Origin of the sequence: Streptomyces sp. 4N509B (assembly GCF_052245655.1) — a bacterium.
Classification (GTDB): Bacteria; Actinomycetota; Actinomycetes; order Streptomycetales; family Streptomycetaceae; genus Streptomyces.
Map to the genome: position 1 here is coordinate 14,830 of NZ_JBQQBZ010000054.1, position 23,707 is coordinate 38,536.

A 23,707-nucleotide genomic window follows, 5' to 3' on the forward strand; every position below is an offset into this window, starting at 1 on the left:
GAAAACGGGTAGAACGGGATGAGTTCCCCCGCGGGAGGCTGAGCGCCCGTGGAGGCGTTAACATGCGGCGGCATGAGCTCCCCCACTCCGCCCGCGTCCGGTCTGCCCGTTCGCATGCCGCGTCCCCGTAAGCCTGGACGTCACCGCCGCCCCGAGCCGGTGACCGCTCCGCAGGGTGCACCCGCGCTGGTGCTGGCGGTGCCTGGGCAGCCCTCGCGAGAAAGCCGTGACCTCGCCGACGAGGTGGTGAGCATCGCCCGCGCGGAGTTGCCCGGGCTCGACGCGAGGGTGGGCTTCGTCGAACCCGCGCCCGAGGGTGAGGAGGCGGAGTTCGCGACGCTCGGAGACGTGCTGGCGCAGGCCGTCGCCGACCGCCCCGGCGACACCGAGGGCCCCCTGGCGGTCGTGATCCCGCTGCTGGCCGGTCCTGAGCCCGGACACCTGGCGGCGATCGAGCAGACCGCCGCCGCCAGCGGCGCCCAGGTGCTGGTCGCCGGCGCTCTCGGCCCGCATCCGCTGCTGGCGGAGGCCGTGCACGTGCGGCTGTCCGAGGCGGGCCTGGCGCGGGCCGACCGCGCCCGGCTGTTCACCGTGGCGACCGCCGCCGACGGCATCGTGCTCGCCGCCGTGGGCGGCGCGGAGGCGGTGCGCGCGGCCGGCATCACGGGGATGCTGCTCTCGGCGCGGCTGGCCGTGCCGGTCCTCGCGGCGGCGCTCGACGAGGAGGGCTCCGTCGAGGAGACGGCCCGCAAGCTCCTGAGCTCCGGCTCCCAGCAGCTGGCGCTCGCGCCCTACCTGATCGGCCCCGAGGCCCCCGAGGGCATGCTCGCGACGGCCACGAAGGAGGCGGGCTGCCCGGCGGCGGAGCCGCTCGGCGCGTATCCGGCGGTCGGCAAGCTGGTCCTGTCGGTCTACATGTCGGAGCTCGGCCTGACGCCGGAGACCTCGCCCGCCCGATAGGTCCTGAGCCGATCCCGGCCGTCCGGGCGGCCGGGACAGCGGCGACGGCAGGTGCGGGCTCCGGGAGCGGGGCCGGCCCGGGGTCAGCCCTCGGCGAGGCGGCGGCGGTGTGCGGCCACCCAGGCGTGGGCGGCGCGCACCTCCTCGACGACGCCGCGCTCCCACAGGCCGACCATGGCGGGTTCGCCCGCTGCGGCGGCCGCCTCGATCCCGCGCCAGCAGCGGTCCTGCCACCACAGGATCGTCTCGACGAGGGCGGGCAGCGGTTCCGTGAGCCCGTAGGCGTCGCGGATCAGCGCGATCCCGCGCGCCGCCTTGTCAGGGTCGGCGGTGCCGGGTCCGAGGTCGAGATACTGCCAACAGAGGTGGGCGACGTCCTGGATCCGGTCCCCGGCGGTGGCGATGTCCCAGTCGATGAGCGCGACCGGACGCCAGGCGCCCCCCTCGACCGCGTAGACGGTGTTCCTGGGTGACAGGTCGTTGTGGCAGACCACCTCGCCGCCCTCGGCCAACGGTGTGCCACACGTCAGGTCGTGGAACGTCCTCACCATCCCGGCCACGGCCCGCAGCGCCCGCTCCGACCGCGCCAGGCGCCGCTCCTCGGCGGTCAGCGCCGCGCGGCCCTCGATGTGGCCGAGGATCTCCCGCCCCCGCTCGTCAACGCCCAGGAACCGGGGCGCGCCCTCCCAGCCGCGCCGCTCGAAGTGGGTCAGGAGCCGGCGGACGAACGGCGAGCGGTCCGTGGGGGAACGGCGCACGGTCGTCCCGACCCGGACGACCTGGTTGACGAAGCCCCCGGGCAGCGAGGTCTCCTCCGTGCTGTCCATGTCGGGCGACCCTAACCGCTCCTGCCGGCCGCCCGAAACGCGCCCCTGGCGGCACGCCACGAGGGCCGCTGCGAACCCCGCACGTGCCGGCCCGAGCCGGCGGTCGGCCGGCCGGGGCTCGTGCGCCCCCGTGGCGGACTGCGCGCGAAGAGGCTGCGGTGGTGCCCGAACTCCCCCACGTGCGAGGGTCACGCCCCCCGCAGAGCCTGCCCCGGGGCGGGTGCGGAGGCGGCGCCGTGCCGGCGCGGCACTTCAGGGTCGGCCGGGTGGGGACGGGGCGCCGAGGGCGGCGTCGAGGAGGCGGCGGCCGGCGGCCCGGTCGGGCAGGCCGGCGGTGTCGCCGGGGCGGGCGACGACTCCCGCGGCGATCCGGGCACCCAGGCCGGCGGCGGCCAGGGGACGGGCGCCGGCGAGCCGCGCCGCGAGGAAGGCGCCGAGGAAGGCGTCGCCGGCGCCCACCGTGTCGACGACGCGCGTGGGGTGCGCGGGGACGTGTCGCAGGCCGCCGTCGTCCCGCAGCCAGCAGCCGCGCTCACCGCCCTTGAGCACCGTCTCCCCGACCCCGGCGGCCGCGGCCGCGGCCAGCACGTCCGCGGGGTCAGTGGTGCCGAACAGCGGGCCGGACTCGTCGTCGCCGAGCACCAGGAGGTCGACCCGCGGGAGCATGCGCCTCATCGTGGTCAGCGCCTCGTCGAGACCGAGGCTGGGGCGCAGGTTGACGTCGAGCACCACGGCGGCGCCGGTGTCCGCCGCCTGCCGGGCCAGCCGCTCCAGCAGCCGCCGTGGGCCCGCGCCGAGGGACGCGGTCAGTCCCGAGACCACCACGGCTCGTGGGGCGTTCCCCGCGGTGAGGAGGTCGGCGGCGGACGCGTCGAGGGCCGAGGCCGCCGAGCCGGCGCGGTAGTAGGTCACCCGCCGTTCCCCACTGGCGGGCGTCTCCCGCAGGAACACGCCGGTCGGGCGGGCGGGGTCCTCACGGACCAGCGCGTCCGCGACGTCGAGGTCCCGCACGGCGCGCCGTACCCGCCGCCCGGGGGCGTCCGCCCCCACCGCGGAAAGGAACGCCGCCCGGCCGCCCAGCCGGGCCACGGCGGCGCACACGTTCAACTCGGCGCCGGCGGCCGACACCGACAGCGTGTCCGCCTCCTCGATCAGCGACGGCGGCGGCGCCTGGAGGAGCAGCATGGCCTCGCCGACACCGACGACGTCGAGCCGGGCGCCGAGCGGTTCGGGCCGGGGCGGCCAGGTCACGGCGCCTCCCCGGAGGAATCCGCCGTGCCGGCGCGCCAGGCGGCGGTCAGCTCGGCGGCCCGCGCGCGCAGGCCGTCGAAGTCCCCGGCCGCCACGACGCCGTCGGAGACGAGGAAGCCGCCCACGCCGACCCCGCGGCAGCCCAGGGCCGCGTAGGCGCGCGCGGCGGCCGCGTCGACGCCGCCGGTCGGCACCAGCGGGACGTCCGTGAGGGGCGCCTGGACGGCCCTGACGTAGGCCGCTCCGCCGACCGCGTCGACGGGAAACACCTTGACCGCCGCGGCGCCGAGCCGCCAGGCCGCGTCGATCTCGGTGGGGGTCAGGGCGCCGCAGAGCACGGGCACCCCGGCCTCACCGGCGGCGTCGAGCACGGCCGGTGCGGTGGTCGGCGTGACCAGGAACTGCGCTCCTGACCTCACCGCGCGGCGGACCTCCTCCGGGGTGCGTACGGTGCCCGCGCCGATCGAGGCGGCCACGCCCGACTCCCGCCACCGCGCGATGGCCGCCTCGGCCCCCGGCGTGGTGAGGGTGACCTCCAGCGCCGGGACGCCGGCGTCCACCAGGGCGGCGCTGACCTCGTCGGGCGGGGCGGTGTTCAGCCGCACGATGGCGACGACGCCCGCCGGTCCCCGGGCGGTGCTGTCCCGGTCCGGGATGGTGGTGTCCTCGGGGCTCATCCCTTCACCGAGCCCGTCGCCATCCCCTTGGTCAGGAAGGGTTCGAGGAACAGGAAGAGGAGGACCATCGGCACCATCGAGACCAGGCCGACGGCCATCAGGCCGGACCAGTCGACGCTGAACTCGCCGATGAAGGAGGCGATGCCGACGGTGACGGTCCAGCCGTCGGGGTTGCCCATGAGCGTGCGGGCGAAGAGGAAGTCGCCCCAGGTGAGGATCGACGCGTAGGTGAACGTCGCGGCGATGCCGGGCTTGAGCAGGGGGACGACCACGCGCCACAGCGCGCCCGCCCGTCCGCATCCGTCGATCATGGCGGCCTGTTCGATCTCGACCGGGACGGCGTCGACGAAGCCCTTCATCAGCCAGGTCGTGAACGGAACGGTGGCCGCGGTGTTCACGAGGGTGACCGACCACAGGTTGTTGACCATGCCGAAGTTGGCGAAGAGCACGAAGATCGGGATGATCAGCAGCGTGCCCGGCAGCATGCGGCTGAACAGCAGGGTGAAGCCCATGGCCTGCTGGCCCCTGGAGCGGAAGCGGGAGAGGCTGTAGCCGCCCAGCGTGCTGACCACCGTGGAGATGACGGCGGCGCCCAGGGTGGTGATCGCGGAGTTCCGCATCCAGTCCATGACGGGCACGTCGCGGAACACGGAGGTGTAGGCACTGATCGAGGTGGCGTCGGCGGGTGGGACCAGCGGCGGTTCGGAGACCAGCAGCCGTTCGGAGGGGACGATCGAGGTCATGATCATCCAGTAGACGGGGAACATCAGCACGGAGGTGACCGCGATCGCGAGGGCGAGCAGGGACCACCGGCGGGGGCGGGAGAGTGTGGTGGACATCGGTGCTCCTGGGGTGACGGGCCGGCTCAGCCGAACTCGCGGCGGACGGACCGGCCCGCGGCCTTCAGCAGGGCGCCGCAGATCGCCATGGTGACGATGCCCAGCGCGGCGGCGGTGCCCATCTCGAAGAACTGGAAGGCCTCGTTGTAGATCCGGATGGCGAGGGTCTGGGTGGCCTCGTTGGGGCCTCCGCCGGTGAGCGGGTAGATGAAGTCGAACTCACGGAAGACGCCGATGCCGGTGATCACGATGGCCAGGGCGGCGGCCGTGCGGACCGCGGGCCAGGTGACGTGGACGAACTGCCGCAGCGGCGACGCGCCGTCCATCCGCGCGGCTTCGTAGAGCTCGCCCGGCACCGACTGGAGCTGGGCCAGCAGGACCAGGACGAAGAACGGGTAGTACTTCCAGATCGTCGGCACGATCACGGCGACCATGGCGGTGTTGGAGTCGACGAGCCAGGCGACGTTGCCGTCGATGACGCCGACCGAGCGCAGCAGGTAGTTCACGACGCCGTAGGAGGCGTCGAACATCCAACTGAACGCCGCGCTCACCACGACTCCGGGTACCGCCCACGGCAGCAGGACCAGGGGCCGGATGATCCGGCGTCCGGGGAAGGCCTTGTTGAGCAGGACGGCGAGGCCGAGACCGATGCCGAAGGCGGGGAGGACGACGCCGAGGGTGTAGACGATCGACCGGACGATGTCGCTGACCAGGCCGGGGTCGGTGAGGACCTCGCCGTAGTTGTCGAGCGTGAGCGGGTTCTGCTCCAGGTTCAGCAGATCGGAGATCTGGCCGCCGCGGAGGCTGAGGTCGATCGCCACGTAGAGCGGGTAGGCCATCAGCAGACCGACGATGGCGAGGGTGGGCGAGAGCGTCAGGTACGCGAAGACGCTGCGGCGTCGGTGCTCGCGGCGCAGCGCGGGCGAGGGCTCGGGCGGGGCGGGCGGTCTGGGGGTGGCGGGCTTGGCGACACCTCTGCGCCGGGTGTGCTGCGGTTCGGTGGTCATCAGGACTCCATGGCCTGCTCGAGCTCGTCCTGCAGGTGGGCGGCGATCGAGGCGGTCGACTCGTCGGTGGTGATCAGGGCCGTGGAAGCGGCCGACACGATGTCGCTGACGCGGCCGAACTGCTCCCGGTGGGCCTGGTGGCCCGGGAAGATCGACACGGCCTCGTCCGCGAGCTGCTGGAAGAGTTCGAGCTGCGGGGTCTCGGCGAGGGCCCGGTCGGTGACGGACCCCGCCCGTGGCGCGGGGTTGACGGTCAGCTCGGTGTAGCGGCGCTGCCACCGTGGTGTGCAGGCCAGCTCGATGAGGTCCCACACGGCCCTGGCTTTGGGTGGGTCGATTCCGGCGGGGATGTGGATGCTGTTCGAGACGCCGCCGGGGACCCGGGGGAACGGGGCACGGGCGACCTGGAGGTCGGGGCGGACCGTGTCGGTCGCGGCGCCGAGCTCGTTCAGGAAGAACGGGCCGTCCAGGAGCATCGCGATCTTTCCCGTGAGGAAGAGCTCGTTGCGCTGCTGGGACTGGATGCCCTGCGGCGCCTGGGCGAGGGCGCGGCGGTAGAGGTCGAGGCCGGCGATCGCCGCGTCGCTGTCCGCGGTGAACCCGCCGTCGTCGGTGGACAGGGCTCCCCCGCCGCCGACGACGAAGGCGGCGAGCTCGGTGTAGTTGTCGGGGTTGGGGGCCGTCGTGGCGCCGAACCCGTAGACGCCGTGGCCGGTGATCGCCTCGGCGGCCGCGATCATCTCCTCGGTGGTGGTCGGGACCTCGGCTCCGACGGAGGCGAGCAACCGCTGGTTGTAGTAGAGGGTGTAGCCGTAGCCGAGCAGGAGGACGCCGTGGTGCTCGCCGTCCAGGGCCATCTCCTCCTGCAACGGCGTCCAGGTGCGCAGGATGTCGGTGCGCCGCAGGCGGTCGTCGAGCGACGTCAGCCAGCCGCGGCCGGCGAACTCGGCGGCGTTGCGGGCCGGGAGGTGCACGATCTCGGGGCGGTCGCCCGCGGCGAACCTGATCGTGAGCTGGTCGACGTAGCTGTCGAAGGGCAACGCGTAGAAGTCCACCCTGACGTCGGGGTGGGCCCGTTCGAACTCGGCGATGAGCTCCTGCCACCACAGCGAGAAGGTCCCGTCGGCGGCCTGCCACGAGGGGAACTCCAGCACGGTCTTCCCGTCGGCCGATCCCTCGCCCGAGTGGCAGCCGGCGAGCGCCGCGCCCGCGGCGGCCGCCAGTCCCATGGAGAGCACGCTTCGGCGGGACGGCCCGGAGGGGCGCGACGGCACCCGGCCGCCCGGCAGCGCGGCCATCAGCCGACACCGCCCGACGTGCGGGGCGAGACGGCGGCCGGGCCGGCCTGGTGGGGGTGCACGGCGGGGCCGGTGTAGCCCAGGGCCGTGCTGACCTCGTCGGCCGTCTCGATCACGCGTCCGGCCAACTCCCCCTCGCGGTGGGCGAGGTCCATGGCCGACAGCGAGCCGGAGATCGAGATGGCCGCGACGACCTCCCCGCCGGCGTCGCGGATCGGCGCCGCCACGCAGGCGCGGCCCAGGGCGAGTTCCTCGACCTCCGTGGCGTATCCGCGTCCGACGACCAGGTCGACCTGGGCGTCCAGCTCCTCGTGGGTGCCGACGGTCCGGCCGGTGAACCTCGGCAGCTCGGGGAGCATCGCGCGCCGCTGGCTCGGGGTGGTGCCCACGAGCAGGCACTTGCCCATGCCGGTGGCGTGCAGGGCGTTGCGCTGGCCGGCCAGCGTCATCGACTTCGGCGCGAGCGCCCCTTCGAAGTTGGCGAGGTAGAAGACGGTGCCGCGGTGGAGGACGGAGACGTTGACGCCGAGCCCGAGGAGCGCGGCGGCCTCCTGGGCGTGCCGCCGGGAGGCGCGGTAGACCGGGTGCTGGTTGAGCGCCGACCCGGACAGGGTGATCAGTCCGGTGCCGAGCCGGTAGAGGCCGGTCTCGGCGTCCCGCTCCACGTACTCGAGGGATTCGAGCGTCGCCAGCATGCGGGATGTCGTGGACTGGCCGAGCCCCGCGCGGGAGGAGACGTCGGCGACCCGGAGCGGCCGCCCGTCGTGGAACGCCGCGAGGACGGCGGCCGCGCGTTCGACGCTCTGGTTCGTGCTCGTGCCCTGCTCAGCACCCATGACCAGCTCTCCCACATCCGAAACACTTGCTTTACGCGATGGATACTGCATTAGGCTATCCGCAGAACGCAAGGCTTCAACCGAAGAATGGATGGGCGAATGCAGATCGCCTCGGTCGAGACGTTCGTACTCAAGGTCTTCCATCACGAGGCCTACCTCGGCGCCCTGCCGGACGGCAGCGAGGTGCCGCCGGGCTACCAGGTGCGCGCCCCCTGGCGCAGCCTGTACTCGCGCCGGTTCGAGACGCTGCTGGTCAAGGTGACCGCCGAGGACGGGACCGCCGGCTGGGGCGAGGCGCTGGCGCCGGTCGCGCCCGAGGTGCCCGCGGACATCGTCGACCTGCTGCTCGCCCCCGTACTGCTCGGGCGGGACGCGCTCGCGCCGCGGCCCACCTGGTCGACGCTGCGGGACCTGATGCGCGAGCGCGGACACCTCGTGGGCCACCAGGCCGACGCGCTGGCGGCCGTCGACATCGCGCTGTGGGACCTGGCCGGACGGCTGCGCGGCGCACCCGTCGCCGCCCTCCTCGGCGGGGCGTTCCGCGACCGGCTGCCGACGTACGTCTCGGGGCTGCCCCGCTCCACCGACGCCGAGCGGGCCGAACTCGCCGCCGACTGGGCGGGCCGGGGCGCAGGCGCCGTCAAGCTGCACCTCGGCCACGACGTGGAGGCCGACCTGGCCACGGTGGACGCCGTCCGGGCCGCCGCGCCCGGGTTGAGGGTCGCCGTGGACGCGCACTGGGCCTACGGCCAGGCCGACGCCCGGCGGCTCGCCGCGGGCCTGGCCGACCGTGGCGGGTGGTTCCTGGAGGCGCCTCTGGCCCCCGAGGACGAGGAGGGCCACCGCAGGCTCGGCGAGCGCGCGGCGCTGCCCGTCGCGGTGGGCGAGACCCTGCGCAACCGGTACGAGTTCGCCCGCTGGCTGCGTGGTCACGCGCTGGAGATCGCCCAGCCGGACGTGGCCCGCACCGGCATCACCGAGGCGATGGCGATCGCCGAGCTGTGCACGGCGTCACACGTGCCGGTGGCGCCGCACCACTCCGTCGGGCTCGGCGTCTCGCTCGCCGCGGGCCTGCACGTGGGGGCGGCCGTCGAGGACCTGCTGGTCTTCGAGTACCAGCCGACCTCGACCGAGGTGGGCCAGCGCGTCCTGCGCACCCCGCTGGAGGTCCACCCCGACCACTTCCCCCTCCCCGCCGGGCCCGGGCTCGGCGTCGACGTCGACGAACAGGTCGTCCGCGACCTCGCAGGAAAGGACTGATCTCCCCATGCCCCTCGTCCACGGACTCGCGCCGATCCTGGCGACCCCCTTCGCGTCCGACGGATCCCTGGACCTGCCCTCGTTGCGCCGCGTGGTGGAGTTCAACCTCAGCAGCGGCGTCGACGGGCTGGCGGTCTCCGGCATGGCGAGCGAGGCCTTCGCGCTGACCGCCGAGGAGCGCGCACGCGTGCTGAGGGAGGTCGTCGACGTCGCGGCGGGCGCGGTCCCGGTGGTGGCCGGGGTCAACGCGACCTCGACGGTCACCGCCGTGGAACAGGCCCGCGCCGCCGCCGCGGACGGCGCCACCACGCTCATGGTGCTGCCGCCCTACATGGTCAAGCCCGCCCCCGCGCAGATCCTCGACTTCTACGCGGAGGTCGCGGCCGCCACGGACTGCGAGGTGATGGTCCAGGACGCCCCCGGGGTCACCGGTGTGACCATGACGCCCGCGATGCTGGCCCAGCTCAGCGCGCTGCCGGGCGTCACGTCGGTCAAGGTCGAGGCGCCGCCGACCCCGGCCAGGGTGACCGCCGTGGCCGAAGCGGCCACCGGCGAGGGCTTCGCGGTGCTGGGCGGCCTGAACGCCCAGTTCTGCCTCGACGAGTACGCCCGCGGCGCCGTCGGGACGATGCCCGCCTGCGAGTTCCCCGACCTGCTGCGCCCGGTGCTCGACGACTGGGCCGCCGGCCGCCGCGCGCAGGCCCGGGAGGGCTTCGCCCGGCTGCTGCCCCTGGTGCTGCACGGGCTCCAGCAGGGCTGGGCCTGGGCGATACACAAGGAGGTGCTCCTCGCCCGGAAGCTCATCGCCGACCCCACCGTCCGCAGCCCCGCCCGCCCGCTCGACGCCCCCACCCGGGCGGCCCTGTACGAGGTGCTCGCGCCCCTGGGCATCACGGCCGGGTGAGCCGCCGGTCGGCGGCAGCCGTCCGCGACAGCCGCCGCGGCAGCCGCCCCACCCCGGCGGGCGCCTCCCGCGGCGCCTCACGGCCGTTCCACCGTCGCCGGATCCGCGCCACGCACCGCGTTCTCCGGGCGGTCGCGCCGCGCAGGAGCGCGGTCAGCCCAGGAAGCTCAGCCGCACCTGCCGCCGCGGGTTGTCCCCGTTGGTGTCCGCCAACCTCCGTTAAGGCGACCCAACCATACGCCAAGACCGCACGGCAGCCGTCGAACCCACGGCCGACGGACTCATAATCCGTCGGCCGTGGGTTCGAGTCCCGCCCGCCCCACTCGGCACTCCCTCGGCAGGAACGTTCTGACCTGCCGCTTCCCGCTAAACGGATGATCGCATGTCCCTTCCGCTCGGCGGCGAAGATTATCTGCTGGCCCGACGTGCACGGCGGGTCGCGGAGGACACCCGACAGGGTGAGGGCTGCCACGTGGACCCACGAATCCCCACGCCAGTAGCGGACGTGCCTGCGAGTGATTGCATCGCGAAGCCCGGATCGAGGCGGTCGGCCGGCTGTCGCGCATCTCCTCGCGCGGGCGAGTGCGCTGCCGGGCACCACCTGCGCGGTTGGAGCGGTGCAGCCTGCACCTAGCGTCCGTCGTCGGTGGCAGAGGATCAGCGCGTCGATGGCCAAGCCTGCCGGGTATTCGAGGCAAGTGTGCATGGCCAGGCCCAGGGGCATACCGGCGTGCGGACACAGGTGCACGGATGCGTGGACTCGGCTGGCCGGAGGACGGACGGCTCGGCAGCGGCCGCGGCGGCGCGGCGAGCCTGCGGAGACTCCTCGGTCGGGGTCCCAGCGCGGGATGTCGCTCCTCTGTGAATCCTGGCAGCCGTCGGTCTGGCGCCGGACGCGAAGGGCCCGGCGATTACGGCTGGTCTAGCTCGTCGGAGGGCCAGCGGGTTCGTCCTGAGGTGCCTGCGTCGAGCGCGAGGCACGCCAATCACGACGCATGTACGCGCGGGCTTGTTCACGAGAGGCGTCTCGTTCCTCCACGGGGTCGGGTGTCGGTGTCGCGTTCGTGCCGTGCTCGCGATCGTGGGTGAGAAGCGCTTCGGCGATCTGACCAGCCTCCGCACGGAGTTCGTCTGCTCGTGGTGGGGGTTCGGGACCTTCCTGGCAGGAGTCGGGCAGGTAGGGGCCCAGTGGGCAGGACAGGGCGACGGCATCGAGGACGGCGCCAGCCTCCAGCAGGTCGTCTCGGACCTCCAGAGCCATGAGGCCCGCCTGGAGCGCAAGGTTGCCGTTCGTGCGGGCGCGGGCGAGGCTCAGGTTCTCGAGGGGGAGTCGGTAGAGCTTGTCCGTGATGACTCCCGTGAGATGGGGCAGGAGGTCGCCGTAGGCGATCTCGGCGGCAGGGGACCAGGCCCAGTCCGGTAGGTGGTCCGCGTGTGGTGAGGTGAAGGGCCCCGCCACGCAGATCTGGCATCTGCCTGTGTCGTCAAGGTCGGCGGGAAGCTGTGGTTCCCCGCATTCCATGCACAACAGGACGGCATGGTCTTCGAGGAGCCGTTCGGTCCGCAGAACGGCGGCGTGTATCTGGGGGTAGGCCGCCTTGAGGATTCCGGCCATGTTGGGTGCGGGCTCGGATCCCATCCGCAGGAGTTCCAGCGCGCCACGGATCGCGGCCGCAGCAGCCGTCAGCGGAGCCGCTCCGGTCTGGTCCTGCTCGATGGTGGCCAGGTGTTGCTCAGCCTCCCGTAGCGCCTCCCTCGCGGCTCTGACTCGGCGTGCCGTGACGTCCGACACCCCGTTCCCTCCCTCCTCGTCCAACCACAGCCCACTGACGGCTGGTAGCTACCCCAGGACTGTGGGCAACTCCCGGCAGAGGTGCAAGCTGTTCGCATGACGATGACACCCAGTGGCGCCGCCTTGGTGCCCACCCCACCCGGCTGGCGTATCGCCATAGGCGACCCGGAGAACCACGACGTGACCGTCGTGCCGGTGATCGCCTGGCAACCCGTGGTCGAGGGAGCGGAGTGCTCGATCTCCGGCTCTCCCCTGGAGCCGGTGGTGCTGTTCGACAACGTCGGCGAGCCCATCATCACCACCGTTCTCGACACTCTCGATGGCTGGTCCAACGGGTCGTATGTCCACCAGGTCCTGGCGCCGGGCTCCGAGCTGCGCGGAGTCGCCGACGGTTGGGAGGTGGTCGATCCGTACGAGGGCGGTGGTCCCGCGTCTGGAATGGCCCGCGGCGCGTGACTCGGGCGTCGCCTCACGGCCTGGTCGAGCTACTCCACAGGTTCCCTGACCTGCCCTCGCCAGCTGGCAGTCCAAGCCCGGGCGACGACGCGAGACGGGCCAGGGGCGCGCGGTCGGGGGTGCGCGCTGGGTCGACGCGTCCACGCTCTGTGCCAGGCCGGTTTTCCGTGAGTGGCGGGGTGCCAGGGATCGGGGGAGATGACTTCCTGGTGAGATGAGGAGTGGGCAGTGGCCCGGAACGACAACACCCAGGCGTTGACGATGCTGCACAGTGCGCTGTTGGACACGCGCAAGGAGCTGCAGGCGTCGGTCACGAGCGGGTTCGAGCGGCTGCAAACCTCGAGCTCCTCGGGCTTGGCGTCCCTGCAGGACAGCGTCACGGTGGAACTCGGCCGGATGCGTGGTGACCTGCGGGACACCCGCAACCGGCTGACCCAGAACGGCAACGATCTCTCAGTCGAGGTCAAGGAGGTGCTGGCCTTCCTCCGCGACGAGCTGGAGCAGCTGCATGCCGCGTTGAGAGAGCACCCGGTGCCGCAGGCGGTGAGCCTGCCGACGGCCGGAGATGCCGGCCGGCTCGAACTCACCTCCGCCAGCGTGGAGCAAGGGTCGCTGGACGGGACCGCCGAGGAGGCAGGCACAACAAGAGGCGCGGCATCGTCGGACGACGGTGTGGCCGGCTCGCTGTCGATGGTGCCGGGTCAGCGTCTTGCGCTGGAGGCTCCTGTCCTGGCGCCACGCGGAGCCTCAGGCACGGTGGAGGAGCGTCTGTTCGCGGAACGGATCGCGGACACAGTGATGAGGATGCTGAAGTCCGAGCTCACACCGTTGTATGACGGGTTGGAAGAGCTACGTGAGGGCCTGGCCCGCCCGAACGGGTCCGCCACCGCTGCCGCCCCCTCCGAGTTCGAGGAAGCCGAGCGGCAGGACAGCGCTGTGGCCGGACTCGGGGAGCAGATCGGCGCAGTGCGGCAGGAGCTTGCCGCCTTGTCCGCACACCTGGACAGCCTCTCCGTCCCCGCCAAGAGCGAGCCTGAACTGGCGGCCGTGCGTGCGGACATCGCCGAACTCGCCACGCGGCTGAAGGCCACCGCCCAGGCGGAGCCTGAGGTACCGGTGACGGAGCAGCACCGCGAGTTGCTGACGCGTGCCGCGCGGATCTCCTCCGCTCGGCTCGTGTGCCACCGCGACACGCTCGACTGGCTCACCAGCCAGGCCGGCCCTCACACGCACTTCCGGCTTCCCCCGGAAATCACGGACGTCGGCGACGGGCGGATCGCCGCCGACATCTCCGGACGGTCCCTGATCGCCGTACTCATCACCCTCCACACCACCAGCCACAGCGCTTCGGAAAGCGACGGCGACTGGGCGCTGGCCACGACCTGCTACCACCGCATCGCCACCAGCCTCAGCTCCCTGTCAGCGGGAGGCCACCGCATCACCATCGTCCTCGACGACGGCACCACCGAGACGGCCACCCCGCTGCCTTCCACGGACACCACCGACACCGCCGCTACGAGCGCCCCAACTTCCGCCCAACCCGATGACGGCCCGGAGAACAACGACGCACACGACCCCGGCAACAACACGGCCAGGCAGTAGAAAACCCAGCCGGGCCAGGAACACCTCGCACCCGAAAACGGCACTCCCGACCGCGACCACGACGAGCAGCCATAGCGTCACACGGGCTCCACGTCGTGAGGCACCCCGGATCTGCTGACCTCAGGCGCCACGCGAGCGGCCAGGACGAGGGGCGACACGGAACTGACCAGCCCGTGTCGCCCACACCCCGCGCTCGCTCCCCGCTGATGGTGCTGAACGACTGGGGCTGTCAAGCGAGTGGTGTAACTGGGTTGATTAGGGGTCAGTGACGGGCGGCTGAGAGTCGGCCGTCGAAGGTGATGTCGAAGGCGTTCAGGGCGGTCTTCCAGCGGCTGGTCCAGCGCTTGCGGCCGGTGCCGGTGGGGTCCAGGGACATGATCGCCATGTAGACGCACTTCAGTGCGGCCTGTTCGTTGGGGAAGTGGCCGCGGGCCTTGACCGCCCGGCGGATGCGGGCGTTGACGCTCTCGATGGCGTTGGTGGTGCAGACGATGCGGCGGATCTCGGCGTCGAACCGCAGGAAGGGGGTGAACTCCTCCCAGGCGTTCTCCCACAGTCGCACCACCGCCGGATACTTCGCTCCCCAGGCGTCGGCGAACTCGGCGAACCGCTCCAGCGCGGCGTCCTCGGTGGGGGCGGTGTAGACCGGCTTGAGGGCCTTGGCCATCTTCTCTCAGTCCTGCCGGGCCGCGTAGCGGAAGGAGTTGCGCAGGAGGTGGACCACACAGGTCTGGACGATGGTGGCCGGCCAGGCCTGCCCGACCGCGTCGGGCAGGCCGCGCAGGCCGTCGCAGACCAGCATCAGCACGTCCTAGACGCCGCGGTTCTTCAGTTCGGTGAGGATGTGCAGCCAGTGCTTGGCGCCCTCGCCGCCGTCGCCGGCCCACAGGCCGAGGATGTCGCGGGTGCCCTCGGCGGTGACGGCCAGGGCCACGTAGATGGGCCGGTTGACCACCGCGCCGTCGCGGACCTTCACGTGGATGGCGTCGATGAAGACGACCGGGTAGACGGGGTCCAGCGGCCGGTTCTGCCACTCGGCCATGCCGTCCATGACCTTGTCGGTGATGGTGGAGATCGTCTGGCGGGAGACGTCCACGCCGTAGATCTCCGCCAGGTGGGCCTGGACTTCGCCGGTGGTCAGGCCCTTCGCGGCCAGGGAGATGACGATCTCGTCGATCCCCGACAGACGTTTCTGCCGCTTCTTGACGATCTTCGGCTCGAAGGAGCCGTCCCGATCCCGCGGCACGGATATATCCACCGGCCCGACATCGGTCAGCACGGTCTTGGACCGGGTGCCGTTGCGGCGTTCTGGCCGTTCTTCCCCGCTGGGTCGTGCTTGTCGTAGCCGAGGTGGTCGGTCATCTCGCCTTCCAGGGCCGACTCCAGCAGCCGCTTGGTCAGCTGCCCGAGCAGCCCGCCCTCGCCGGTCAGTTGCCAGCCCTCGGCCTGGGCCCGGTCCACGAGCTGATCGATCAGCCGCTGTTCCACGGCCTGCCGCTGCTGCGGCTCACTCGCCTCGACGGGCCCGGAGATGTTCGTGTTCTCGCTGGTCACCTGGTGCATCTTCCATGATCGGGAGTTACACCGCTCTTCTTACAGTCCCCCCTGTCCATAACGTGGGAGCGCAGGAGAGCGTCGGCGGCCTCGACGCGATGGCGCCGCTCGTCTTCCGGAAGTCCGAGGAGATGCTGCAGGCCCGTGTCGGGGTCGTAGGTGAACCCGACGACCTCCAGTTGGCGGACTGCCAGTGAGCTCTAGTAGCCCTCGGCGACGACCGTGCCGTCGTTGTCGGTGAAGTGGATGGCGGACCAGGGCATGTTGGGTGGTCTCCTTCGACATGCGGACGTGACCGGGAGCGGCAGTGTGAGGACCGCTGCCACGCCGTCCGCATCGACCTGTTCGGTGATACGCGGCAACCCCGTGGGCCGGATGGAGTCGGCAGGTCGCCGTGCTCGTGTTGGTGTGCCGGGTGTTTCGCCCAGTCCTGGTCGGGACGTCGGCGGGACGCTGGATCAACTCAGCTTCCTGTCGTTCGCCGCGTCCTGGCGGGGTGGGGTGTGCATGCGGGTGTCGGTGTTGAAGAGGTCGGCTTCGTGGGCGTGGAGGAGGTGTTGGGTGATGAAGGAGCGGCCGGCGATCTTCCACAGGCCGCGGCCTCGGGAGAGGGCGCCGACGGCGTGCGTTTCGGTGCTGGTGAGTCCGAGAAGGGTGGCGGCGGCGGTGAGTTGGTCGGTCTCCTGGCGGTAGATGACGCGGGTGGAGCAGTCGGCGAGGAGTCCCTCGGCTAGGGCCCTGCCGCGGGAGCCGGCGTCGCCGGCCGCGAGGAGGTCGGAGAGGCGGTGGATGACCATGAGGTTGGCGATGCCGAGCCCGCGGCTGAGTTTCCAGTGGGCCTGCATGCGTTCGAGCAGGGCGTGGTGGCGCATCAGGCGCCAGGCTTCGTCGTAGACGATCCAGCGTTGTCCGCCGGCCGGGTCGGCCAGGGCGGATTCCGTCCAGGCCGCGGCGCAGGTCATCGCCAGGACCAGGGCGGTGTCCTCGCTGGTGCCGCCCAGGCGGGACAGGTCGATGGTGAGCATCGGGGCTGTCGGGTCGAAGGTGGTGGTGGAGGGGGCGTCGAACAGGCCGGCGAGGTCGCCGTGGACGAGGCGGCGCAGGGCGTGGGCGAGGTCGCGGGCGGCGTGGGCGAGGTCACCGGCCACACCCGGCGCGCCTGCGGTGAGCAGTTCGGGGGTGTTGAGGATGTGGTCGATGTCGCCGAGGAGAACCGGTTCGTTTCGGTGTGCCGCGGCCGTGACGACGGTGTCGAGGGCGATGTCGATGGCGGTGTGTTCCATGGGTTGGAGGTCGCGGGCCAGGACGGTGCGGGCCAGCGAGCCCAGCAGCAGTAGGCGTCGCTTGCGGACCTCCCCGGCCCACGCTGCGGGCGGGATGTGGCCGGGCCGGGGTGGTGCGTCCAGCGGGTTCAACCTGCCGGGCAGACCGGGGCCCAGGGCGATGGTGGCCCCGCCCAGGGCATGGGCGACGGGTGTCCATTCGCCCTTGGGGTCGCAGGGAACGTAGACGCGGTAGCCGAACGCGACCGAGCGCAGGGCGACCGATTTGGCCAGGGCGCTCTTGCCGGTGCCGATGACGCCGGCCAGCAGCATGTTGGGGTTGGTGAAGCCATCCAGGGTGGCGGCGGTGTAGAGGCGGAAGGGGTCGAAGCAGAACGCGGCTTCGGCGTGGACGTCGCGGCCGATGTAGAGGCCGTCGGCGCCTAGGCCGCCTTCGGCCAGGAACGGATACACCCCGGCGGCGACGTGGGTGGTGATGCGGTGGCCGGGCAGCCGCAGGTCCCCGGCGCGGGCGGAGGCAGAGCCGGGACGTCCCGCGGGTGGGTAGGGGGCGGCCAGCAGCTGCGGGTCGGAGCGCAGGACGCGACGCCCGTCGCGGGAGGAGGTTGCGGTGGCGCGGCTGCGGGTGCGGGCAGCGGCGAGCTGGCGGCGTACCGCGCGGCGCTGGCGGCGGCCGACGTGCGGCGGGGTGAACAACGGGCTGGCCGAGACCCGTTGGTCCCTCATGTCCCTTCCTCCCGGTGTCCCTCATCGTGCTGCTCGGCGCCGGCCGGTCATGCGGTTGGGGTGTCTGGCGGGTGGTGGGTGTGGCCGTGGAGGGGGTCGTGGAGTTCGGCCGGGGTGGTCTGGCGGCGCACGACGGTTGAGGCCATCAGGTGGCGGTGGCACAGCGTCTCACGCGCCGGCCCCGGGGGCAGCTGGGGTTGGTCGACGGGGCAGACCTCCGGTGTTGGCGTGGGCCCGGGGGCGGCGTGGAAGGCGTCGTGGAGGTGTGCGGTGGCCTGCCAGACGCGGGTCCTGGTGGCGGCGAGGTGGGCCGCTTCGGCGAGGGCTCCCTCAGCGTGCGTGCGCTGCTGGACCTGGTCGACCACGGTGTGGAGGGCGACCAGGTGGGCGTGCAGCCAGTCGAGTTCGGCGCGGCTGGCCGGTCCGATCTGGGACCGGGCGCTGTGGTGGTGGCGGCGCAGTTGGGCGGTGGCGGCCTGCAGGTGGGCTGTGTCCGGCGCGAGGTCGGGTGGCATGGCGGGTGGAGGTCCCTCGGGTGGGCGTGGGCGTTAGGTGGTGCGGGCCAGGGGCAGGGCGGCGGTGGTGAAGGCCGCGGCCTGCTGGAGGTAGAGGCGGCGCAGGTCGATGCCGGCGGTGATGGCGGCGCTCTCGATCTGTGCGCAGGCCGCCGCCAGGCCCGCCGGGTCGGGTGCGGAGACGGTGAGCAGTCCGCTCAGGCCGAGGTCGGCGTGGCCGGCGATCAGCTGCCGCTCGCGTTCTTGGATGTCGGCGTACTCGATGGAGTGGGCTTCGGAGTCGACCTGGCCGCGGCGGGCACGCTCGCTCGCGTCCGCGATCACGGCGGCCTTCCGGCGCTGCACGTCCCGCAGCGCGGCGTCCACGGGGGCGGGACGGTAGAGGAGGGAGAGGGTGCGGCGGATCCCGGAGGCGAAGAGGATGCCGTGGAGGAAGCCGGGGTGGGTGTCGGTGCGGGGCCAGTCCTGGACCCAGTAGGTGGCGTGGACGGCGGTATCGGTGCGCAGGTGGTCGATCTCCTCGATCTGCACCACCGGTCCGGCGGCGCTCGGCTCGGCCTGCGCGGTGGCGGTCGGGGACCAGCGGTGGAGCGCTGCGTGGGCGGCGGGGTCGTATGCGGTGCGGATCACCGCGGCCACCTCGCGGGCGGTCAGCCACCCAACGAGGGTGATCTCGGCCTGCCGGGCCGCGGCGTTCAGGGCGTCGGTGGCCTGGTGAAGGACGGTGAACGCCCCGGCGAGGCCGCCGCCGGCCTGGGCGACCTGGCGTCGAGCGGCTTTGAGGTCCAGGGCGATCGCGATGTAGCACTCGTGCGGTGCCGCCGCCGGGCCGGCGGCGGCCACGAGGTCGGCGTAGACCTCACCGGCCAACGGCGCCCCCGCCACGCGATGGTGCTGGAAGTGGCGGACGAGGGCGTCACCGGAGTCGGGCACGGTGCGCTCCAGCACCTGGATGGTGCGGATGTGCCCGCCGCGCGCGAGGCCGGCCAACGTACGGCCCCAGCCGTGGACCTGCTGCGCCTGCTGGGCGGGGTCCAGCAGAGCGAACGCCCGGCCGGTGACCCGCACGACCGCGGTCAGCGTCCGACGGTGCGGGTCCAGCACGGCGGCCAGCCGCCGCTGCGCCGGGCCAGACGCGGACACCACCCGCAACGAGGCCGCCGCGCCCGGCAGGTGCAACAGCCCTTCGGTGACCGGGCGGCCGGCGGGACGGGCCAGCCACGCCAACTGCCCCCGCGCAGCGCGGGCGGCGTAGCGCACCAGCAGCGGGATCCAGTCGGCCAGCGGACGCCCAGCCCTGCGAAGCCAGATCGCCCCGGCCCCGACCGCCCAGACCGGTAGCAGCCGGGCCGCCCCCGCCACTCCCCCGGCCGTCAACGCCACCATGACACCGACCAGCGCGACCCCGGCGACGACCAACTGCGGACCCGACAGACCCACCAGCCAGCCACGACGAGACCGGTGAGGAAACCTCACCACCACGGGGGCAACAGCGGAATCAGGCGCCATACGAGGAGACCTCCAGTCGACATGTGGCAGCGGCACAACGACGCCCGAGCTGCTTGTGGAGCGCTGGTCTTCGTCGTGAACAGGGCCAGAGGGGGAACGGGGCGGATGGTGGAGGGCTAGGAGTCCTCGCCCTGGGGTGGCCGCGACGGCGGCGTGGGCGGCGGGGCAGGCATGGGCGGCGGCTGGCGGATGGCCCGCGGACGTTCCGGCATCCCGGCACCGGTCGGGGCCTGTCGGCCCTCCGCGGCTGTCCCGCTCGCGGGCTGCGCGGCCGACGGCGCCGAGAGAGGGCGGAGGCGGCGTGATCGGCGCCCGGCCGCTTGAGGTGTTGCTGGTCGGCTCCGCAGCTCGGTCCGGCGCCGGCCCGGTCTTCCGGGAAGCGCGGGTGGCGGGGACCACCCCGCCGGCCGGTGCGCCGGACCAGCTCGCCGGGCCTTGCGGCGCGGCGCCGGTCTTGGCCATCACTGCCGTGCGTCCGACGGCCTGCGCCCCGCGGGCTGCGACGGCGGCTCCTGCGGCCGACCCGCAGTGGGTGTCCTCGCCGGCAGCGCCGTCGCCAGCCCACCGCACGAACCGGTAGCAGGCCAGTGGCGTGGCCAGGGCCAGTACCAGTACCACCAGGCCGGCCAGCGCGTCCCCCACCGCGACGGCGCCGTCCTGGGCGTTGGACTCCCCCAGCGCGGTGACACCGACCAGGAAGACGATGTTCATCAGCAGCTTGCTGGCCACCAGGGTCGCGGTCACCTCGATCCAGCCCCGCCGCATCCGCCGGCCGGTATCCCACCCGCCGCCCGCGCCCGCGAACGGCGCGAGGGTGACCAGCACCAGGATCGCGACCTTGCGGAACAGCAGCACACCCCAGTACGCCCACGCCCCCACCGTGAACGCGACCGCCAACAGCGAGGCGGTGGCCCAGCCCAGGCCGTAGCCGCCACCGAGGAGGGAGACGCGGATCACCCGCCCGACGGCCTCCGACAGCGACGTGTCCGCCGCCTGGAACAGGCCCGCGCTCAACGCGTCCACGATGCCCAGCGCGACCATCGTGACCGGGACCGCGCACAACGCGAACATGATCCCGGAGATGGTGCCGGTCAACGCACGCCGCAGCGCGGTCCCGTCCTGCCGGAGCGCGGCAAACACCAGATGCAGGCAGAACGTGCCGGCGATCGCCAACAGACCGATGGGCAGCAGCAGGTTGTAGTTCTCCCGGAACCACACCGCCTCGAGGTCGACCGAGGTGGTGGAGTCCACCGCGGAGGTCGCCAACTCGGCCGCGGAAGCGGCCATGTCACCCAGGGAGTCGGCGATCCAGGAACCGACGCCGTCGGTCAGCGACGCGGCCGTGGTCGACAGCGCCTCACCCGCCTGATCGCACACGATGCTGACGCCAGGAATGTCGCACACGCTAGGCATGCCAGCCTCCCACCAACCGCACGCCAGCGACGCGTATCTGCTCGCGGCCTGTCGCCTCGGTCACGGGGCGACCTCCGGCAGGCAACCGGCCACCGCGCACGGCTGGCCCGGCCGGCACTGCACCGCCACACTCACCGCGCGGCGCTCCTCACCACGGCCGCTGTCCCAGGTGAGGGTCTGCCGCCCGGTGACCGTCACCACATACACGTACGCCTCGGTAATCAACCCCGGATCGTCCTGAAGTGCACGGGTGAAGGACGCGGGGAACCGGCCACCATCCACCTCGGCCGACGCACGCTGACCGATCCCCGCCAGGCCGGACCACGCCGCCCGCGACGGCACCTGGGACACCACAGACGCGACATCCGCATACTTCTGCTCGCCGGTCACCCACGCCCGCAGCTGGGTGACGCGTTCGTCGTGTGAGGTCGCGGCGGCGTCATACGACCACAGCACGTGGGTGAACGCCTCCGCGAACCGAACCGGGTCATCGATCCGCGGCACCGCGTCGGCAGGCACCGTCGGCGCCGGACGGCCGTCCTCCTCGCGCGGTCCCTCCCCGGACGGTGTGTGCTCACCAGCGGGCTCCGAGCCGGACAAAGCGGCACGTCCTCCGCCGCCTGTGTTGACCGCCAGGAGCCACGCCGCACTGATCGCCACAGCCGACACCACGGCGATGACGATCAGGCGCTGCCCGATCGTGAGCCGATCCTCACTGCTCTTGGGTATCCGCATGTCATTCCACCTGTGTTCCGAGGTTGGTGAAGAACACGATCAGACCGTTGACCGCGCCGAGCAGGACACCGCAGCCACACGCCACGAGAACGCCCTTCTTACCGTTGGCCTCCGCGCCATGTGAGGCGGAGAAATGCCCCCAGGCCCAGTACGCCGCGGAAACGGACAGCGCCCCACCGATCGCGATGATCGCGAACAGATTGATGGAATTGACGGAACTCCGCAGCACCTCCAAGCCCGGCAGGCCACCATCCGCAGGACGAATCCCCGGGTCATAGGCCAAGGGGGGCCATCGATCACCGAGACATCGCATGACAGAAACCACCTCACAACACGCGCCTGGCGCGATTAACAGAAGAAGAGGAGAAGAGAAGAGGGAGAAGGGAGAAGCGCTCCCCGGATGAATCAGGAACCGGCGCGCCGAAGGGCAACGAAGGCGTTCAGTCGACGACGCGACGAACGCTGATCACCTGGGGACGCCAAGAAGCGAAATCGGCAAGACGGACCACATCTCCAGTTCCGGGCGCGTGAACCACCAGGCCCGAACCAACGGCCATGCCCACATGCCCGGGACCCGCATCGCCCGGCGTGGTGAACAGCAGGTCTCCGGGCGCCACCTCGTCGAGCGGAACCTCGCGCCCCTCGCGCACCTGGGTGTAGGTCGTGCGCGACAACGCGACTCCCCCGGCCGCATACGCCTGCTGTACCAGGGAGGAGCAATCACAGCGGCCCATCGGGTCGGGCCCGTGCGGGTCCGTGCAGCTGCCGCCCCACTGATACGGCGTGCCCAACTGCGCCAACGCCCACGCAATCGCCACGCGCACCGCACGGGGCGCCGCCGCAGGAACCTCATACCCCTCCGGCACCGCGCCCGCAGCCAACTCCCCCCACCCCGTACCGTCCCCTCCAGCGGCCTCGGCAGGGTTGTCACACCGGCGGGCGGTGACGGTGGCGATCGCCTCCTGCAGCGTGTGGGCCAGGGGCTCCCACCTCGCGTAGGCATCCGGGTAGGCCGAGCGCTGCACCGCCTGCACGGCGTGCGTCAGCGGCAACTCCTGCCAGCCAGGCACCTCCAGCAGCGCCTGGTAGAAGCGGCGCGCGGCGTAAGCCGGGTCCAGGATCTGCTCCGCGCTCCCCCACCCCTGCGAAGGCCGCTGCTGGAAGAGCCCAAGCGAGTCCCGGTCCGCGTGGTCGAGGTTGTGAAGGCCGGACTCCTGCATCGCGGTAGCCAGCGCAATCTCCTGACCACGAGCCGGGACTCCCATCGCCGCACCCGTGGCCTGGATCGTCACCGCGTGGGGAATCTGCACGCGCGGCAGGAGAAGCTCCGCAGCGCCGTCGCGGCCGGGCATCTCCTCCTGCACGGCCGTCACCATCGCCGCATCCGCCGCCGCGGCAGCCGGATCACACGTGGGCTGCTGGCCCCAGGCCAAGCCCGCAGCGCCCAACCCCGTAGCGAGAAGGAGCAGGCTTCCCGCCGCCGCCACGGCGGCTCCCGCGATGAGGATCGCCTTCCTCACACCCGGTCACCCACCCGCGCGTCACCTCGCCGGGCCCCATCGCCTACCACGCGCGCACCGCTCCCTTCCGTCGGCTCCCTGGCTGATCACGGGCAATGTCCGGTGCCTCCCGCAAGCAGGCCCGCGAAAGGCACCGAACCCTGACTACGGCCGCCAGCCGCCCGCGTAATCTCCGCCCCACCACGCGCACACAACCCCCCTTCTGAAGCCGAAAGAGCATCGTTAAATCCGCTGCGGCCTGCCGGTCCTTGGCGAACTGCACTGACGGTAGAGACAGAATCCGGCCGCACCAAACGCCGCCCCGCTTCCCTCAACCCGCGATCGTCAAAGTTCGGGCGGCCGGAAATCGTGTGTACGGTGGTCGGCCCTCCGCCGCCCCTACTCGGCGGGCTCTCGGTTCCCGGTTTCACGAAAGGGGACACCGCACCGAAATGCCCTACTCCCTACGCCATGGCGACGCACTCACCGAACTGGCCGAGCTCCCCGACGGCTGTGTCGACTCCGTGATCACCGACCCTCCCTACAACTCGGGAGGGCGCCAAGTACACCTCGGCCGACGCGCGCCACCAGCTGGCGAACTTCGACGGCGACAACAAGGACCAGCGCTCCTACGGATACTGAGCCTTTTCCAACCTGTCTGAGGCCGTGGGGCGTTGAGGTGGGGGCTGGGTGCGGGAAGGGGTGAAGCTCCTGGTAGATGGGTTGTCGACCAAGATCAACCTGTCCGCCCGGAGCTTCACATG

Annotated in this window: 20 protein-coding genes and 3 pseudogenes; 7 read left to right on the plus strand and 16 right to left on the minus strand. The window is 72.2% G+C overall.

Annotation, left to right across the window (positions count from 1 at the left end; genetic code table 11):
• Window positions 1–72: 72 nt before the first annotated feature.
• Window positions 73–960, plus strand: a complete 888-nt coding sequence (locus ACTWP5_RS30085) for a sirohydrochlorin chelatase (RefSeq protein ID WP_443224334.1) — start codon at window positions 73–75, stop codon at window positions 958–960.
• Window positions 961–1,043: 83 nt separating this feature from the next.
• On the opposite strand, the gene ACTWP5_RS30090 is transcribed toward ACTWP5_RS30085, so the two are convergent.
• The 7 genes from ACTWP5_RS30090 to ACTWP5_RS30120 all read right to left on the minus strand — a co-directional run bounded on the left by ACTWP5_RS30090 (window position 1,044) and on the right by ACTWP5_RS30120 (window position 7,695).
• Entirely contained in the window at window positions 1,044–1,787 is a 744-nt protein-coding gene (locus tag ACTWP5_RS30090; protein WP_443224335.1) for a phosphotransferase, read from the minus strand.
• Window positions 1,788–2,039: 252 nt separating this feature from the next.
• Window positions 2,040–3,038 carry a sugar kinase gene (locus ACTWP5_RS30095; RefSeq protein ID WP_443224336.1) on the minus strand — a complete coding sequence of 333 codons (999 nt, stop codon included), beginning with the start codon at window positions 3,036–3,038 and terminating at the stop codon, window positions 2,040–2,042.
• Window positions 3,035–3,715, minus strand: coding sequence for a bifunctional 4-hydroxy-2-oxoglutarate aldolase/2-dehydro-3-deoxy-phosphogluconate aldolase (locus ACTWP5_RS30100; RefSeq protein WP_443224337.1), 681 nt, complete (start codon window positions 3,713–3,715; stop codon window positions 3,035–3,037). Before ACTWP5_RS30100 ends, ACTWP5_RS30095 begins: the two co-directional genes overlap by 4 nt.
• Window positions 3,712–4,554, minus strand: a complete 843-nt coding sequence (locus ACTWP5_RS30105) for a carbohydrate ABC transporter permease (protein ID WP_443224338.1) — start codon at window positions 4,552–4,554, stop codon at window positions 3,712–3,714. The genes ACTWP5_RS30100 and ACTWP5_RS30105 overlap by 4 nt, the downstream gene beginning before the upstream one ends.
• A 26-nt stretch (window positions 4,555–4,580) precedes the next feature.
• Window positions 4,581–5,561, minus strand: coding sequence for a carbohydrate ABC transporter permease (locus tag ACTWP5_RS30110; protein WP_443224339.1), 981 nt, complete (start codon window positions 5,559–5,561; stop codon window positions 4,581–4,583).
• Window positions 5,561–6,790, minus strand: a complete 1,230-nt coding sequence (locus ACTWP5_RS30115; RefSeq protein ID WP_443224340.1) for an ABC transporter substrate-binding protein — start codon at window positions 6,788–6,790, stop codon at window positions 5,561–5,563. Before ACTWP5_RS30115 ends, ACTWP5_RS30110 begins: the two co-directional genes overlap by 1 nt.
• Window positions 6,791–6,858: 68 nt before the next feature.
• Entirely contained in the window at window positions 6,859–7,695 is an 837-nt protein-coding gene (locus ACTWP5_RS30120; RefSeq protein ID WP_443224341.1) for an IclR family transcriptional regulator, read from the minus strand.
• Between the two features lie 99 nt (window positions 7,696–7,794).
• Here ACTWP5_RS30120 and ACTWP5_RS30125 point away from each other — a divergent pair, with 99 nt between their 5' ends.
• Window positions 7,795–8,955 carry a mandelate racemase/muconate lactonizing enzyme family protein gene (locus ACTWP5_RS30125; protein WP_443224342.1) on the plus strand — a complete coding sequence of 387 codons (1,161 nt, stop codon included), beginning with the start codon at window positions 7,795–7,797 and terminating at the stop codon, window positions 8,953–8,955.
• A 7-nt stretch (window positions 8,956–8,962) separates the two neighbouring features.
• Complete coding sequence (locus tag ACTWP5_RS30130; protein ID WP_443224343.1) at window positions 8,963–9,859, plus strand: dihydrodipicolinate synthase family protein; 897 nt, start codon at window positions 8,963–8,965, stop codon at window positions 9,857–9,859.
• Window positions 9,860–10,781: 922 nt separating this feature from the next.
• On the opposite strand, the gene ACTWP5_RS30135 is transcribed toward ACTWP5_RS30130, so the two are convergent.
• Window positions 10,782–11,651: a hypothetical protein gene (locus ACTWP5_RS30135; protein ID WP_443224344.1), complete on the minus strand. Its 870-nt coding sequence runs from the start codon at window positions 11,649–11,651 to the stop codon at window positions 10,782–10,784.
• A gap of 96 nt (window positions 11,652–11,747) precedes the next feature.
• Between ACTWP5_RS30135 and ACTWP5_RS30140 the strand changes: the two genes are divergently transcribed.
• A complete protein-coding gene (locus tag ACTWP5_RS30140) occupies window positions 11,748–12,107 on the plus strand; it encodes a hypothetical protein (RefSeq protein WP_443224345.1) in 360 nt (119 codons plus the stop codon).
• A gap of 228 nt (window positions 12,108–12,335) precedes the next feature.
• Window positions 12,336–13,709, plus strand: a complete 1,374-nt coding sequence (locus ACTWP5_RS30145) for a hypothetical protein (protein ID WP_443224346.1) — start codon at window positions 12,336–12,338, stop codon at window positions 13,707–13,709.
• 262 nt (window positions 13,710–13,971) lie between these two features.
• Here the strand turns inward: ACTWP5_RS30145 and ACTWP5_RS30150 are convergent.
• Window positions 13,972–15,272, minus strand: a pseudogene (locus ACTWP5_RS30150) (IS256 family transposase).
• A 53-nt stretch (window positions 15,273–15,325) separates the two neighbouring features.
• On the opposite strand from ACTWP5_RS30150, the gene ACTWP5_RS30155 reads away from it, so the two are divergent.
• Entirely contained in the window at window positions 15,326–15,460 is a 135-nt protein-coding gene (locus ACTWP5_RS30155) for a hypothetical protein (protein WP_443224347.1), read from the plus strand.
• A 261-nt stretch (window positions 15,461–15,721) separates the two neighbouring features.
• Here ACTWP5_RS30155 and ACTWP5_RS30160 read toward each other — a convergent pair whose 3' ends face one another.
• The 7 genes and pseudogenes from ACTWP5_RS30160 to ACTWP5_RS30190 all read right to left on the minus strand — a co-directional run bounded on the left by ACTWP5_RS30160 (window position 15,722) and on the right by ACTWP5_RS30190 (window position 22,964).
• A complete protein-coding gene (locus ACTWP5_RS30160) occupies window positions 15,722–17,272 on the minus strand; it encodes an ATP-binding protein (protein ID WP_443224348.1) in 1,551 nt (516 codons plus the stop codon).
• A gap of 47 nt (window positions 17,273–17,319) precedes the next feature.
• Window positions 17,320–17,787 (minus strand): DUF6238 family protein, encoded by a 468-nt coding sequence (locus ACTWP5_RS30165; RefSeq protein WP_443224349.1) that lies wholly within the window; start codon window positions 17,785–17,787, stop codon window positions 17,320–17,322.
• Between the two features lie 33 nt (window positions 17,788–17,820).
• Window positions 17,821–19,296, minus strand: a complete 1,476-nt coding sequence (locus ACTWP5_RS30170; RefSeq protein ID WP_443224354.1) for an SCO6880 family protein — start codon at window positions 19,294–19,296, stop codon at window positions 17,821–17,823.
• Window positions 19,297–19,734: 438 nt separating this feature from the next.
• Window positions 19,735–20,709: pseudogene (locus ACTWP5_RS30175) on the minus strand (SCO6881 family protein); the annotation flags it as partial.
• A gap of 60 nt (window positions 20,710–20,769) precedes the next feature.
• Window positions 20,770–21,444, minus strand: a complete 675-nt coding sequence (locus tag ACTWP5_RS30180) for a hypothetical protein (RefSeq protein WP_443224350.1) — start codon at window positions 21,442–21,444, stop codon at window positions 20,770–20,772.
• 1 nt (window position 21,445) lies between these two features.
• A complete protein-coding gene (locus ACTWP5_RS30185; RefSeq protein ID WP_443224351.1) occupies window positions 21,446–21,757 on the minus strand; it encodes a DUF6112 family protein in 312 nt (103 codons plus the stop codon).
• A gap of 127 nt (window positions 21,758–21,884) precedes the next feature.
• Entirely contained in the window at window positions 21,885–22,964 is a 1,080-nt protein-coding gene (locus tag ACTWP5_RS30190) for a C40 family peptidase (protein WP_443224352.1), read from the minus strand.
• A 431-nt stretch (window positions 22,965–23,395) separates the two neighbouring features.
• Here ACTWP5_RS30190 and ACTWP5_RS30195 point away from each other — a divergent pair.
• Window positions 23,396–23,582, plus strand: a pseudogene (locus ACTWP5_RS30195) (site-specific DNA-methyltransferase); the annotation flags it as partial.
• Between the last annotated feature and the right edge of the window lie 125 nt (window positions 23,583–23,707).

Bases quoted from the DNA above. Each gene is read 5' to 3' on its own strand.
- ACTWP5_RS30085 (WP_443224334.1), top strand. From the start codon at position 73: ATGAGCTCCCCCACTCCGCCCGCGTCCGGTCTGCCCGTTCGCATGCCG.
- ACTWP5_RS30090 (WP_443224335.1), bottom strand. From the start codon at position 1,787: ATGGACAGCACGGAGGAGACCTCGCTGCCCGGGGGCTTCGTCAACCAG.
- ACTWP5_RS30100 (WP_443224337.1), bottom strand. From the start codon at position 3,715: ATGAGCCCCGAGGACACCACCATCCCGGACCGGGACAGCACCGCCCGG.
- ACTWP5_RS30105 (WP_443224338.1), bottom strand. From the start codon at position 4,554: ATGTCCACCACACTCTCCCGCCCCCGCCGGTGGTCCCTGCTCGCCCTC.
- ACTWP5_RS30110 (WP_443224339.1), bottom strand. From the start codon at position 5,561: ATGACCACCGAACCGCAGCACACCCGGCGCAGAGGTGTCGCCAAGCCC.
- ACTWP5_RS30115 (WP_443224340.1), bottom strand. From the start codon at position 6,790: ATGGGACTGGCGGCCGCCGCGGGCGCGGCGCTCGCCGGCTGCCACTCG.
- ACTWP5_RS30120 (WP_443224341.1), bottom strand. From the start codon at position 7,695: ATGGGTGCTGAGCAGGGCACGAGCACGAACCAGAGCGTCGAACGCGCG.
- ACTWP5_RS30125 (WP_443224342.1), top strand. From the start codon at position 7,795: ATGCAGATCGCCTCGGTCGAGACGTTCGTACTCAAGGTCTTCCATCAC.
- ACTWP5_RS30130 (WP_443224343.1), top strand. From the start codon at position 8,963: ATGCCCCTCGTCCACGGACTCGCGCCGATCCTGGCGACCCCCTTCGCG.
- ACTWP5_RS30140 (WP_443224345.1), top strand. From the start codon at position 11,748: ATGACGATGACACCCAGTGGCGCCGCCTTGGTGCCCACCCCACCCGGC.
- ACTWP5_RS30160 (WP_443224348.1), bottom strand. From the start codon at position 17,272: ATGAGGGACCAACGGGTCTCGGCCAGCCCGTTGTTCACCCCGCCGCAC.
- ACTWP5_RS30165 (WP_443224349.1), bottom strand. From the start codon at position 17,787: ATGCCACCCGACCTCGCGCCGGACACAGCCCACCTGCAGGCCGCCACC.
- ACTWP5_RS30170 (WP_443224354.1), bottom strand. From the start codon at position 19,296: ATGGCGCCTGATTCCGCTGTTGCCCCCGTGGTGGTGAGGTTTCCTCAC.
- ACTWP5_RS30180 (WP_443224350.1), bottom strand. From the start codon at position 21,444: ATGCGGATACCCAAGAGCAGTGAGGATCGGCTCACGATCGGGCAGCGC.
- ACTWP5_RS30185 (WP_443224351.1), bottom strand. From the start codon at position 21,757: ATGCGATGTCTCGGTGATCGATGGCCCCCCTTGGCCTATGACCCGGGG.